15 protein-coding genes and 1 pseudogene are annotated in these 13,290 nt (G+C 51.9%); 7 read left to right on the plus strand and 9 right to left on the minus strand.

The features are described 5' to 3' along the window. Positions 1-222: 222 nt before the first annotated feature. The 5 genes and pseudogenes from ACN0V1_RS20050 to ACN0V1_RS20070 all read right to left on the minus strand — a co-directional run. Positions 223-459, minus strand: coding sequence for a type II toxin-antitoxin system RelE/ParE family toxin (locus ACN0V1_RS20050; RefSeq protein WP_417546677.1), 237 nt, complete (start codon positions 457-459; stop codon positions 223-225). A gap of 17 nt (positions 460-476) precedes the next feature. Further along, a complete protein-coding gene (locus tag ACN0V1_RS20055; protein ID WP_417546678.1) occupies positions 477-806 on the minus strand; it encodes a DHCW motif cupin fold protein in 330 nt (109 codons plus the stop codon). 462 nt (positions 807-1,268) lie between these two features. Beyond that, on the minus strand, positions 1,269-1,637 hold the full coding sequence (locus ACN0V1_RS20060; protein ID WP_417546679.1) for a hypothetical protein: 369 nt from the start codon (positions 1,635-1,637) through the stop codon (positions 1,269-1,271). A gap of 229 nt (positions 1,638-1,866) precedes the next feature. After that, positions 1,867-2,355 (minus strand): FadR/GntR family transcriptional regulator, encoded by a 489-nt coding sequence (locus ACN0V1_RS20065; protein ID WP_417546692.1) that lies wholly within the window; start codon positions 2,353-2,355, stop codon positions 1,867-1,869. Positions 2,356-2,364: 9 nt separating this feature from the next. Beyond that, positions 2,365-2,577 (minus strand): annotated as a pseudogene (locus tag ACN0V1_RS20070) (FadR/GntR family transcriptional regulator); the annotation flags it as partial. 341 nt (positions 2,578-2,918) lie between these two features. Between ACN0V1_RS20070 and ACN0V1_RS20075 the strand changes: the two are divergent. The 5 genes from ACN0V1_RS20075 to ACN0V1_RS20095 all read left to right on the plus strand — a co-directional run bounded on the left by ACN0V1_RS20075 (position 2,919) and on the right by ACN0V1_RS20095 (position 8,470). Continuing rightward, a complete protein-coding gene (locus ACN0V1_RS20075; protein ID WP_417546680.1) occupies positions 2,919-3,641 on the plus strand; it encodes a ribonuclease activity regulator RraA in 723 nt (240 codons plus the stop codon). Between the two features lie 119 nt (positions 3,642-3,760). Next, positions 3,761-4,726, plus strand: coding sequence for a Bug family tripartite tricarboxylate transporter substrate binding protein (locus ACN0V1_RS20080; protein WP_417546681.1), 966 nt, complete (start codon positions 3,761-3,763; stop codon positions 4,724-4,726). Between the two features lie 56 nt (positions 4,727-4,782). Next, the gene (locus tag ACN0V1_RS20085; RefSeq protein ID WP_417546682.1) at positions 4,783-5,247 is read left to right on the plus strand and encodes a tripartite tricarboxylate transporter TctB family protein; all 465 of its coding nucleotides are present in this window, start codon (positions 4,783-4,785) and stop codon (positions 5,245-5,247) included. 3 nt (positions 5,248-5,250) lie between these two features. Then, on the plus strand, positions 5,251-6,780 hold the full coding sequence (locus ACN0V1_RS20090; RefSeq protein ID WP_417546683.1) for a tripartite tricarboxylate transporter permease: 1,530 nt from the start codon (positions 5,251-5,253) through the stop codon (positions 6,778-6,780). A gap of 112 nt (positions 6,781-6,892) precedes the next feature. Continuing rightward, positions 6,893-8,470: an aldehyde dehydrogenase (NADP(+)) gene (locus tag ACN0V1_RS20095; protein WP_417546684.1), complete on the plus strand. Its 1,578-nt coding sequence runs from the start codon at positions 6,893-6,895 to the stop codon at positions 8,468-8,470. Between the two features lie 148 nt (positions 8,471-8,618). Here ACN0V1_RS20095 and ACN0V1_RS20100 read toward each other — a convergent pair whose 3' ends face one another. Then, entirely contained in the window at positions 8,619-9,041 is a 423-nt protein-coding gene (locus tag ACN0V1_RS20100) for an MAPEG family protein (protein WP_417546685.1), read from the minus strand. 213 nt (positions 9,042-9,254) lie between these two features. On the opposite strand from ACN0V1_RS20100, the gene ACN0V1_RS20105 reads away from it, so the two are divergent. Continuing rightward, complete coding sequence (locus tag ACN0V1_RS20105) at positions 9,255-10,127, plus strand: reverse transcriptase domain-containing protein (protein WP_417546686.1); 873 nt, start codon at positions 9,255-9,257, stop codon at positions 10,125-10,127. Positions 10,128-10,221: 94 nt separating this feature from the next. Here ACN0V1_RS20105 and ACN0V1_RS20110 read toward each other — a convergent pair whose 3' ends face one another. The 3 genes from ACN0V1_RS20110 to ACN0V1_RS20120 form a co-directional block, all read right to left on the minus strand. After that, positions 10,222-11,055: a M23 family metallopeptidase gene (locus ACN0V1_RS20110; RefSeq protein WP_417546687.1), complete on the minus strand. Its 834-nt coding sequence runs from the start codon at positions 11,053-11,055 to the stop codon at positions 10,222-10,224. Positions 11,056-11,204: 149 nt separating this feature from the next. Continuing rightward, positions 11,205-11,552: a hypothetical protein gene (locus tag ACN0V1_RS20115; RefSeq protein WP_417546688.1), complete on the minus strand. Its 348-nt coding sequence runs from the start codon at positions 11,550-11,552 to the stop codon at positions 11,205-11,207. Positions 11,553-11,654: 102 nt separating this feature from the next. Then, on the minus strand, positions 11,655-12,476 hold the full coding sequence (locus ACN0V1_RS20120) for a DUF2971 domain-containing protein (RefSeq protein ID WP_417546689.1): 822 nt from the start codon (positions 12,474-12,476) through the stop codon (positions 11,655-11,657). A 160-nt stretch (positions 12,477-12,636) separates the two neighbouring features. Here ACN0V1_RS20120 and ACN0V1_RS20125 point away from each other — a divergent pair. Further along, positions 12,637-13,290 (plus strand): IS110 family transposase (locus ACN0V1_RS20125; protein ID WP_417546690.1); only part of this gene is annotated, 654 nt, incomplete at its 3' end.

Genomic DNA, 13,290 nt, shown 5'->3' on the forward strand with positions numbered 1-13,290 from the left:
GAATACGCTTACCCCTATATGTGACGACCGCCGGCCAGTGCTTTTCCAAGTTGGCCGCGCTGTTATCACCGTCGAACCCGAATTCATCAATGAGTATAAAGTGTCCCTTTTTTACTCAGCCAGCAAGATAGAAGTAGAGTAGAAGTACTTGCTAACGCCCCAGCGCACCGGTGACTTTGACGCAACGACGCAGAGGCAAAGTCATCCGAGTGACGCGCCTGGTTAGCTGCTCCCGAGCATGTATGCCCGAAGCTGTCGTTCCTCTCTCATAACGTAGAGGATAAGAATCCGTCTCTCATCTTCACGATAAAAAATGCGACATGGCCGCACCACTACTTCCCTGTATACGGAATTGGGCAGTGCCAGGGGAACCCGCCCGGATTGGGGAAAACTTTTCAAACGCTCGCCATCACCGGTGACAAAGCCGTAGCGAAGCGGAGCTTTTGGCATCCGGTGCATGGCCTGTTTATGTGTGTTTAGTCGACAACGAATAGCTTGGCGCCTCGCTTAGTCGATGAACGGTGAAGCTCTGCATTATCTGCGACCTGATAGCTCGAACCGGGACTGAGTATGAAGCGCCGGCCGTCTTCCAGTTCAGTATGAAGCTCGCCTTCTAGACAGAGAAGTATGTGCCCCTTGGCACACCAGTGATCGGCTAAATAGCCTGGGCTGTACTCAACCATTCGCACTCTGATATCGCCGAAGTTTCGGGTTTTCCAGTAAGCCACACCTTGTTCCCCGGAGTGCTCGGTCTTCTCAACTTCAGACCAATCAGTAATCCCAAAAGGCAGATCCGTGATGTTCAAGGTTGCTTCTCCTTAAGCACATAATGCCAACAGCACGCGCAGTAGCCGTCGCCGTGCCTGTATTTGTGTACGCCCGGCATGGGCATGAACTAATGGGGTGAAAGTCCCCTGTGGGAAGATCACCGTTCAGCCGGTTTTACCCGATTGAACGCTAACCACTAGCGAATGGCAAGGGCCGACCCGTGAGGGGTGGTCTCCGGAACGCCGGCCGGACGTAAGCCGCTAGCAGAACTGCGAGCTGATGAACAAGAACCTCCTATGAGGCGTAGGCCGGAGGCGAGTTGGCACAAGACGACGAAGCCGCGTGATCTAACGGCCACCGTAAATGATGCAGTTATGCAGTGACAGTACATGCTCTTATCTGGGGTGGTCAGACGCATCGGGGCCTGCTCCACGAGTGATCGGTCAATTACCAGGCAGGCCACTGGTCGATCAAGCCTGGGCGCAGCCGTTGCCTGCCGGTTACTTGTAGGCTACGCCAGCGCTTATCGCCCCCATGAATTGTTCGAGCCGCTCGGGCTCGCTGTAGAGCTCGGCGAACACTGACTTGCCCGTATGTTTAATCTCGTTTTGCGGCCTACCGGTTCGGAGCGCTTCGATGAGATTGTCCCAGAAACGGTAAAGGCGGCCGTTGGCCATTTCGAGGAAGTCGCCAATGAACTGCGGGCTGCGCCGATCAAGGAAGAGCGCTGTTTCCTCAGTGTTGCGATATCGCGCCCCAAGGCCATCGCCATCGCGGTCGAGAAAGTGAAGTGCCACCAAGGTGTCGAAGAAATCCGGATTGGCTCGCGGGTGAAGCCGAAGCACGGCCTGTAGCTCACGGCCCGTCATGGTATTGGCGCCAAGTTCTGTGAAAAGCTCCAGATTTTAAGTATAGGCGCTATTTTAGACTACTTATTGATCAATTTAAGATCTAGAAATGCCCACGACCTTTTTCTACAGCCTCAACACTTGCAGCATGCGCGTCCATTACATTGCTCGATAAACTTACCGATCTGGCCAAGGCACTAAGCCAGCTCTCGCTAATATTTAACGCGGAGGGGAACAATACCCAAACCGATTAGTCGTCGGTTCCCTCAAACATCCGAATTCGGGCACTATTAAGGTGTTTTTTCATCGCTAACTCTGCGTTCACGGCATCACCATCGATGATATGTCTCAGAATCGTATTGTGCTCTTCCTGAACAAGCGCCATGCGATTAGTGTCAGAAGATTGCAACGACAACGTCCGGGTGATGTTCATTCCCTCTTTGATATTCTCCCGCAGTGATTTCATCACCGTCGAGTAATACTGATTATTAGCGGCCTCGGCAATGGCGAGGTGGAATTCGAAATCCTCTTCACTGGCAATGGTATGAAGCCTGTTGGCCTCATCAATTTTTTCAGCGGCTGCAACAATGCGACCGAGTTGATCAGCGGTACGCCGCTTAGCGGCAAGACCCGCTGCACTGCCTTCAAGATCGGTGCGAAACTCAAAACACCGTTGAATACCCGCAATGCTGGAAATCTTGGAGAATGAAAGAACCGCATCATCCGGGCGCTTGATCACGAAACTACCTGACCCCCGCCGGGACACAATCAGGTTATCTTCTTTGAGTCGCGTTAACGCCTCTCTCAGCACAGGTCGAGAAACGCTGTATTTTTCGCAAAGCTTGGCCTCGCTAGGAAGCTTCTCGTTCGCCGGATACTCGCCACTTATGATGCCAACCAGAATTTTCTGGTATGCCACGGATGAAAGCGACCGACTGATCTCGTGTTTTTGCATCTGCATAGTTATACAACCAAAAACAGGGTGGAAAATGCCATAATAGACAAATTTTTACAGCTCTGGCGGCCATTTTGATTAACAGGTCACGCAAATAAAAACCAGCAGCACTTACGCTATCAATGTCTTTATTATCGGTAAATTAGCGCAATCATCGCCGAACTTTATCACTTTAAATGATTTTTCCGCAAGCGAATTTCCTGCCGACTACTGTTTCCGAAAGTCCAGTCATCGACCATTGTTTAATAAAACATTACAAAATCAACTAAGTTGTAAAAAGTTGTTTGATTTGTAAATTTCCATAACGTACAGTCTGGGTGTATTCAATTTGATCAAGGTACATATGCATGACAACAAATACTCAATATATGCAGATAAATCAAAAGGTTATTGAAGACCTTCGCCGCGTATCAACAGCAACGCTGCACACTGCTCTTTTCAAGAGAGGCCTGCGCAACACCTACATCCAGGGTGTCAGCCTCATCAACAATCAAAAACTAAAGATGGTCGGCCAGGCATTCACCCTGCGCTACATCCCCGCCCGCGAAGACCTTGATACCGTTGCGGCGTTTAAAAGCCCTGAGCATCCTCAGCGCCTGGCCGTTGAAAGCGTTCCGGAAGGCATGGTGTTGGTTTCTGACTGCCGACAGGACGCATCTGCAGCGTCTGCTGGGAGCATCCTCCTCACCCGGCTGGAAGTTCGCAAGTGTGCCGGCTTTGTTTCCGATGCCGGCATCAGAGATTTCAACGACGCGTCTGAGATGAGCCTGCCAATCTTTTGTGCCAAACCAAGCGCCCCGACAAACTTAACCAAGCATCACGCTGTTGATATACAAGTACCGATTGGTTGTGGCGGTGTGATGGTTAATCCCGGCGATGTGTTAGTAGGCGATGGTGACGGCATCATCGTTATCCCTCAGGAAATTGCGCAGGAAGTTTCCGAAGAAGCGCTGGCGATGGAGCTCTTCGAGGATTTTGTGCTGGAAAAAGTTCGGGCTGGATGCAAGGTCATTGGGCTTTATCCTCCCAACTCAGAAGCTCTGGAGGAGTACAACAGCCAAAAGGCGTAGTGGTCGTTGGGCTGGCGAGGCGAGAACGATAAACCACCATCGTAGGCGTCTTGCTCTCAATAGATAGTCGTCAAGATTGAGTGCCTATTTATAACAATCAAACAAAAAGAGACATAGCCATGATATTCAAGAGATTAAAAAATACACTCATTTGCGTCATTGGCGCTTGTGTGCTCCTTTCAACCGCAGCGGCGGCTGATTATCCCTCACGCGATATTCGTCTTATCGTGCCTTGGCCTGCCGGCGGTGGCGCCGATGCCATATCACGAAAACTCGGTAATATTGCCGAGCAGAAAATGCCGGTTTCTATTTATGTAGAAAATATAGCCGGTGCCGTGACCGCTTCTGGTTTGATGCAGATGACTCGTGCTCGCCCTGACGGTCACACCATTGGTGTTCTGACCTACGACAGCGTGATTACCCTTCCTCGCGGCAAAATGGTTCCAGGCTATTCGCTGGAAAAAATGACGCCAATTGCTCGTATCGCACGCGAAGCCGACGCTGTGGTGGTATCCAAACAGTCTGGCTTTACCGACTTCCAGCAGTTGATTGAAGCGGCCAAAGCAGAACCGAATAGTGTCCGCGTGGGTGTTGCACCAAGAGGGTCAGGGCCGTTTCTCGCCATCCGTCGCCTCGAGGAACAGGCTGGGGTTAAGTTTAATGTTATCACTTACCCTGGATCTTCAAGCGCCGAAGCTGAAGCATTGCTGTCCGGTGAGCTGGATGCCGCTATTTCAAGCCTGGGTGACTTTAGCGGAATCATCCGATCAGGAGACGCGAAAGGGCTGGTCGAACTTGCGTCGGAGCAGAACCCATCGTTTCCAAGTGTTCCACCCATTAGCACTCTCGGCTATGACCTGGAGACTGGCAGCTTCGTCTTATTGGCCGCTCCGAAGAATACACCTGAAGACGTGATCGCCAAGCTTGAAGCATCTTTTAAATATGCTTATGAGAGCGAAGAATTTCAAACCTGGGTTGCGGGTGTAGGTGTAACGCCAAGCTGGTTAGGCGCCAACGATGTACAGGAGTGGATTGACAACCTCCAATCTGAAACATTCAAAGTCATGGACGAACTTGGTCTATAACGATGTAGCGTGCATCCCCCTGCATCGATGACAGGGGGAGGCCAGAGGTACACGACATGCTTTCTATATATACAAAAACAATCTTTCAATTATTTCTGTTTGTTGTTTCTATCGGTTATCTCGTCACTGCTATCAACCTTGGAAGTCCAATAGCAGGCGGGCGCCTTCAGCCCTCTTTTTTTCCACTGATTCTGGGTTCTTTCTCAGTATTGTTTGGCGGAATATTATTTTTCAAAGAATGGATTGCTGTAAAGCAAGAAAAATTAACGGACACGGACGACGATGGTCGGAATCGATTTGCCGCTCCAATCATTATTGTTTCGATATTTGTTTATATCGTTGCCTTTTCAGCTGTCGGGTATTTTATCTCCTCATTATTTTTTGTATTTGCAATGCTGTGGGTATTTTCCTCAAAAGGCAAAATTGTTCAAAAGGCCGCCATTTCAGTAGTGATAGTCACGCTTGGATACCTCGTATTCGAACTACTTTTCGGCGTCAGACTTCCGGCCTTGGGGGGTTAAATAATGGAATTCACTATACTTGTAGCCAACAGTTTCACGATGCTGCTTGACCCCCTGGTACTGACCTACGTAGTAGCGGGCTTTTTCATCGGCACCATTTTCTCCGCCATTCCAGGGCTGACCGCCACGCTGGCGTTGGCGCTGTTATTACCCCTGACGTACAGTCTGGATGTCACCACCGCATTAATGGCTTGCGCCAGTATTTACATGGCAGGTATGTGCGGCGGTAGCATTACAGCTACCACCATAAACATCCCCGGAGCGCCCTCATCAATGATGACCGCTCTGGATGGCTATCCGCTGCAACAACAAGGGAAGGGCGCGCTAGCACTCGGACACGCAGCTCTTGGTTCGATGGTTGGCGGGGCTTTAGGCACGATTCTGCTGATCGCCATCGCACCGGTTATTGCCCAGGCATCGTTGCTGGTGCAGACCACAGGAAAGTTTTCGTTATTGGCTTTTGCCATCATCGTTATCGTTATCGCCCAGCGGGGCAAGATGATCAAAGCGGCCATGGCTGCATGCGTCGGTTTAATGCTGGCGACGATAGGTCTGGATGCGATGGAACCGATTACCCGTTTCACCTTTGGATTCGCCGATCTCACTGCTGGTATCGACCTGATGCCCGTCATTATCGGCACCTTTGCCATCAGTGAAATTTTGATTCAGGCCGGGGCTTCAAAAGACACCCGCCAGACCAGGGAAGCGATGAGCAAGGTTAAAATCAGGCGTCGCGATTTCATACCGCCATTATCGTCGATTCGTGAAATCGGCATTGTCTGCTACGTCAAGTCGTCGTTGATCGGCTACTTTGTTGGAACGCTGCCCGGAGCGGGTGGGTCGATGGGCAGCTTTCTGGCCTACGTTGAAACGGTGCGTACCTCCCCGAACCCTGAAAGCTTCGGCAAGGGCAACCCCAAGGGGATCGCAGCCTCCGAGAGCGCTAATAATGCGGTTTGCGGCGGCGCCCTGGTACCGATGCTTACGTTCGGCATCCCTGGTGATCCAATTACAGCCATCATGCTGGGAGTACTCGTAATTAACGGCATTCAGCCCGGCCCTCAGTTAATGTCAGGTCAAGCTGACCTGATTGCGCCGGTTCTCGCTTCACTGCTCTTCAGTGCAGTCATACTGATTCCTTTAACGATGTTCTTGCTCGGCCCCTATTTCATCAAGATCGTCTCGATCCGCAAGGACGTGCTCTACAGTGCTATCGCCCTGCTTGCCGTAGTAGGAAGCTACGTCGCCACTTACTCAGCCTTCCAGATGATGGTGGCATTGGTGATGGGGATACTGGCGTACTACCTGAGAAAGCATGATTTCCCGGTCATCACGATGCTGCTCGGGTTTATCCTCGGTCCCAATCTGGAAGAGTTTTTGCGACGCTCGCTGGCTCTCTCCAATGGCAACCCGATGACATTCTTTACCAGTCTGGACAGCTTGTTCTTTGTCGTTCTCACACTGGTTTTTGTTTACTTTCTTGCGATCAAAAAACCGCTCAAAAAACCAGGCGGTGCTGCCCAGACTGCCTGAAGAAACTATTAAACCAGCCCTGTTCGGCGATTCCGGTCCGCCGGGCAGAGCTAATTGTCGATACGTCAGGATCTAATCCTTTTTCTGTTATGTGCAATGTAGGAGCAACAATATGGAACCTAAAGGTCAGCAACTAATCGGCCAAGATGCTTTTTTCGCAAAAGGGGCGGCCATTCACGCAGTTAACCCTGCCACCGGTGAGAACCTTGAACCGGGTTATGCAAGCGGTAGCTCGGCTGAGGTCGAACGTGCATGCGCGCTAGCCGACTCGGCAAGCGTCGAGTTTCGAACATCCTCACTGCAACAGCGTGCGGCTTTTCTGGACACCATTGCAGATCAAATAGAAGCGCTCGGCGATGAACTGATTCAGCGCGGAATGCTCGAATCCGGCCTTCCCCGGGCACGTTTAGAAGGTGAGCGAGGCCGGACCTGTGGCCAATTACGCCTGTTCGCATCCGTGGTTCGTGAAGGTGAATGGTTGGATGTCCGTATCGATCCGGCTTTGCCAGAGCGTAAGCCCTTACCCCGAGTTGATTTGCGCCAGCAACATATCGCCCTGGGCCCTGTTGTGGTGTTCGGTGCGAGCAACTTCCCGCTAGCATTCAGCGTCGCCGGTGGAGACACCGCGTCGGCCCTGGCTGCGGGTTGCCCGGTCATAGTTAAGGGACACTCCGCTCACCCCGGCACCTCTGAGTTGGTAGGCCGCGCGGTGCAAGCAGCGGCCAGGCAGTGCGAAATGCCCGAAGGTGTGTTCTCACTGCTGTTTGGTTCCGGCAACGAGATCGGTCAGGCATTGGTATCAGACCCGCGGATCAAAGCCATCGGTTTTACCGGCTCACGCCGTGGCGGCATGGCATTGATGGCGACGGCTCAGGCTCGCCCTCAGCCGATTCCTGTTTATGCCGAGATGAGCAGTATCAATCCGGTATTCTTACTACCCGAAGCTCTGCAGTCACGAAGCGAAGCGCTGGCGGAGGGCTTTGTCGGTTCCCTGTCGATGGGGGCTGGCCAGTTCTGTACCAACCCGGGTCTGGTCATTGCTGTACGCAGCCAGGCACTCGATGAATTTGTGGCAGCAGCCAGCAAGAGCATTTCCGCAGTGGCGACCCAGACCATGCTGACGCCAGGCATCCATGATGCGTATGTACAGGGCGTCAAAGCGCTGTCTGACAACGACAGTGTTCGCTCGCTGGGCAACGGAGAGGAAAGCGAAGCGCCAAACCAATGCCAGGCCACCCTGTTCACCACCTCTGCCAAAGCGTTTATCAGTGACCAGAGCCTTCAGGACGAAGTGTTCGGCGCTTGCTCCGTCGTGATTGAATGCGACGATATAGCACAAGTGAAGCGTGTTGCAGAAAAGCTGGAAGGGCAGCTAACGGCCACCATACAGATGGACGAAAGTGATATTGAGCAGGCCAAGGTACTGCTTCCCACCCTGGAAGAAAGGGCTGGCCGGGTGATGGCAAATGGTTGGCCGACCGGAGTTGAGGTATGCCACGCAATGGTTCATGGCGGACCCTTCCCGGCAACCTCAGACTCACGCACCACCTCCGTTGGCAGTGCCGCAATTCATCGCTTCTTGCGCCCGGTTTGCTACCAAAATCTTCCTCAGGCGCTATTGCCTGAAGCTCTCCGCGACGGCAATCCGCTAAATGTTTCTCAGCTAGTGGATGGCAAGCGAATCGTTTAAAAGCGTATGCAGCGAGGCTTATCCAGCAAGCTGCAGTGGTTCAATGATTCCGGACACCAACGTAGGTGGTGATATCGCCACCCTAAACGAGGTGTCTACTGAAGTGGGGGAAGTCCACCATCGGGCCGGAACGAATTTAATGCAATTGTTAGGGTAGCGCACCGAGAATTTGAACGCTCATGATGAACATGCACACGACCCCGACTGCATACGCCACCGTTCGCCAGGGCTGAATTCCGCACAGATAAAACAAGGTATGCAGATAGCGTGCTGCGGTAAATATCAGGAAGAGCCAAACAGCCATACCCGGAGCCGCACCAACCCAAACGTAGGCAACCCCCAATGCAAGAAAAATGGGGATGTTCTCAAGGTCATTTAACCAGGCCCGAGCCGCTTTTTGAACTTGGGGCAACTCCTCTTTAGCGGCTTCTCGCCCGACGAAGGCAGCATCCTCGGGAGTCTTGAATGTGAGCTTCCCGATTCGGTGGAACCCTTGATATGCCGAGATGGCAAACATCTTTAAGAACAGCAGCACTGAAGCTACCGCGTACCAATACTCTGCCTGGTCCATGGTGTTTCCTTACTCCCTAACGCTGCGATAACTGGCATTGTAAAGCGTGCTTTCGCTTCGCTACAGCACGCTTTACAATGTCCGGTTGATTGCTTTGTGTACGCCCAGCATGGGCATGAACTAATGGGGTGAAAGTCCCTTGTGGGAAGATCACCGTTCAGCCGGTTTTACCCGATTGAACGCTAACCACTAGCGAATGGCAAGGGCCAACCCGTGGGGGCGGTCCGACGCATCGGGGTCTGCTCAACGAGCGATCGGTCAATTACCGGTCAGGCCACTGGTCGATCAAGCCTGGGCCGCAAGATCCGGGACAAGCGCCTGCTGGCCCTGATTGCCCGATACCTGCGAGCTGGGATTATCGATAACCAGCACTATCTGGAGAGTCGGGAAGGTGTACCACAGGGTGGCCCATTGTCACCTCTGCTGGCCAACATCATGCTTGACCCACTCGATAAAGAACTGGAACGGCGGGGCCATCGGTTTGCCCGTTATGCGGATGACTTCACCATTGTGGTGAGCAGCCGACGCGCGGGCGACCGGGTGCTGGCCAGCATCAGCCAATACTTGGAGCATCGTCTGAAACTGACGGTCAACACGGCTAAGAGCCGAGTGGTCAGAACCAATGAAAGCAAGTTCCTGGGCTTTCCCTTCAAGGGAACCCAGATCCATTGGCACCCGAACACGCTGCGCAAGTTCAAACAACGCATTCGGGTACTGACGAACCGGAATTGGGGCGTGTCGATGCACTACCAGCTCTTCAGGATCCGCCAGTACCTCCGTGGCTGGATCAACTACTTTGGCATTGCCACTGGCTACCAACGCTGCTGCGATCTGGATCACTGGATCCGCCGTCGCGTCCGGATGGCTTACTGGCGACAGTGGCGCAAGCCGCGCACCAAAGTGAGAAACCTGATGAAGTTGGGTGTTCATGTGCAGTCGGCCGTGGCATGTGGCATCACCAGTAAAGGTCCATGGCGCAGTTCCAAAACTCCAGGCATTCAACAGGCTCTGTCGAACGACTACCTGAAAGCCGAGGGATTGGTATCGCTGCGCGATGGATGGATTAGGCTTCACCATTCCCGGTGAAACGCCCTGTGCGGAGCCGTCGGGCCGACGCATCGGTGCAGGGTGTTGTGGGGGCTGAGGGTTAGATACCCTCGGCTACCCGATTATGCATTTGTTATGTTCTCTTTATAAGACTATTAATCGACAACGACTGACCATCAAATGTTAGCCCTATCGCCATGCCGTCTTTCGTTGCATCAATATGAAGATGTGGCTCAAGCGTATTTCCTGAATTGCCGATTTCTGCCAAAGGTTGCCCCATGGTCACGACGTCTCCCGGTGCCACTCTAATGCTACCCCGCCTTAAATGGGCCATTAAGATCTTGCCCTTAGCACACTTCAACACTATGTAGTTACCCTCCGGATGTTCTATATCGGGGTTTCCAGGAGGGTTGTCTGGCAGACTGTCGCGGACCTCGAAAATACTTCCTTGGCACGGGCTATAGAGTTTCTCGCCAAAGATTCTGTAAGCGCTCAGCGCTCGCGGGGCTATACCGTCTGCACGATTGCCGAGCGCGTTCAATTTGACGATGTCTATTGCCAGTTTGTTGTCGCCCAGTGCATGGAAAGGATTTGTCACTATGTTTACGCCGCCTTGGAGCACATAATAGGTGCCCGATCTGAACGGGAAAGCCACGTCAAACGTTTTTCCAGAGGGGTAGTACGACGCGATGGCCAGGGCATCCAGCACTACAAAGAGAAGAAGAAAGGCAGAAGGAACTATGATTCGGCTATCGCGTGTTCGAGCATGAAGGTTACTACGTTTGGTTCGGTAGTATGAGAAAACAGCGACTACGGTGAACAGCCCGAGCAATACATACCGCAAGTAATAACTGGTGAATGCCCATGACCCCGTCATAAAAGCGAAGGCAATTATGCTGCCGCAAGCCAATACCCAAACTGCCCAATTCAACCAACTTCGATGTCGAAGACTGAACAGCCAGACCATAACAATTCCTGAAAGAAGTAGCGGGTAGACTGCGAACGCTATGGGAAGACTCTCACTCATGGTGCTGATTTAGAAGTGCATAACGACTGAGCTGTGGGGCGCAAGCCGCATTGCGTCGCAGTGTTCCAACGAGTGATTTGTTATGTGCATTAACCATTTGCAGCCTCTAACTCAAATATAGGAAAATACATTAATGACACAGAAAGTGGTAAGAGCACTATTGAAAACAACAATGTTGACACAAAAACAAAAAAGATTCTATTATTTACCTTTTTAGACAATTCTGATTTTGTTAAATACCTTATGTATATACCTATTGGTATTATTAGCACTGCCAACCAATAAGGGTAGCTTACAGGTACGACATTTGTTAAAAATGGTAGATCAGTCCCAAACTCTAAAAATAATTTCTCGAATTCAGGGAAGACAAAATATGCACCAATCCCATAAACAAGATTTGTTATCGCAGTAAATATTGCAAGTATTTTTAGAAGCATTCATTACCTTCTTAGTACATAACAAATTGCTCAACGGCGCGCGTTAGCGCGTCCGGTGGAGGACCATCAGGGCCGGAACGAACTGGAGCAATTTGTTAGGTTTCATTGCCTCCGCATCTTGATATCGCTCCTTTTTACCACGCCACTTGGAGCGTGAGTACTTAGAAGCGAGCGTACGATCAACTCTTGCGCCTCAGTCACACAGGGCCCCAGAAGTACCTCCATGCGGTCGAAGCATGATTCATCCAGAGGCAAGTATAAAGCAGACTCATTCACGGGAAATTTAACCAAATCTAGCGCTGGGTGAGCTTGTGGATTCGAATCATTCAAAATGGCCTCAGAGAAAGTTGCTAGGATTTTGTAGCGCCATTCCTGTTCAAACTCCCAATAGGTGTTTTTGACCATTCCCAGGTCATGAAGCTGCACTGTCCATTGATCAGCGTCCTGCAATAAGCAAGGACTGTTTCTATATTTCTCTTCGTCCGTGTAGTAGATCTTATTCGGACCGGTTACATAGTAAGAAACGATACCCGGCCCGTTGTTTTTCCTCGTTATCTCGACTTTCGAATCGAAACGTTGCATCGCGCCACCTTTTTCAAAGATGGTTGGCTTGCATCTCCCCATGAACGGATTATTCGGCATACAGATACGGACACCCTGCATGTTGTCACTGTACATCCGCCACATTGCTATGGATTCCCGTTCGACTGCCGTCCAGCAAGAGGCAAACACCAACGTGGCCGCATTAGGTAAATCAGAAGCCGATGCCTCCTCTGGGTCGTTCACGCTATCCAAGCGGCCAAATCGAAGCGTACGGGTGGCCAAGATGAGAGCCAGTGTCTCTATCGAAGTGTAGTGATACAAAACGTCTGGGAGCTCTACGATACCCATTACGTCAAACATGAAATCGTCGGTGTAGAACATGGAACCTTACGCTTGCAGCATGCGCGCTCTTGGAGTGGAGCCAAAGGCGCAATGGAAAGGGCGTCGCCGTGCCTGCATTGATACTGATTGAGCCTTCTCCCCAGCCTGGCGGTTGCCCGCTAAGCTGGAAGGCGACGAAGCACAACAAGGGAGAAGACTCATGAACTTTTACCATAGCACTCACCGCCATTATTGTGGAATCGATCTGCACGCCCGCAGCCTGTACGTCTGCATCCTCGATCAACAGGGCGAGGTCCTGCTGCACAAGGAAATCAAGGCCCGGCCAGAGCCGCTGCTGGCTCTTCTGGAACCCTATCGCGATGACCTGGTCATTGGCGTGGAATGCATGCACTGCTGGTACTGGATTTCAGACCTGTGTGAAGCACACGGGATTCACTTCATCCTGGGCCACGCCTTGTACATGAAGGCCATCCACGGCGGTAAAACCAAGAACGACCGTATCGACTCCTTCAAGATCGCCATGCTCATGCGGGGTGGCAATTTCCCGCTGGCCTACACCTACCCCAAGGACATGCGGGCCACCCGGGACCTGCTGCGCCGACGCACCCGCATCGTCCAGCACGGGGCGATGCTCAAGGCCCATGCGGTCAACACCACCAGCCAGTACCACCTGCCACCGAACAAAGTGAATCTGAAAAATGTTGGTGCCCGGGAACGGGTTCGCCTGGCGTTTGCCAACCAGGATGTTCTGCAAAACATCAACTTCGACCTGGCCATCATCGAGTGTTATCACCGTGAGCTGGACAAGCTGGAAGATCATCTGGAGCGGCAGGCCAAACAACATGACCCTGCT

Origin of the sequence: Marinobacter sp. (genome assembly GCF_048266785.1) — a bacterium.
In the GTDB taxonomy this organism is placed as follows: Bacteria; Pseudomonadota; Gammaproteobacteria; order Pseudomonadales; family Oleiphilaceae; genus Marinobacter.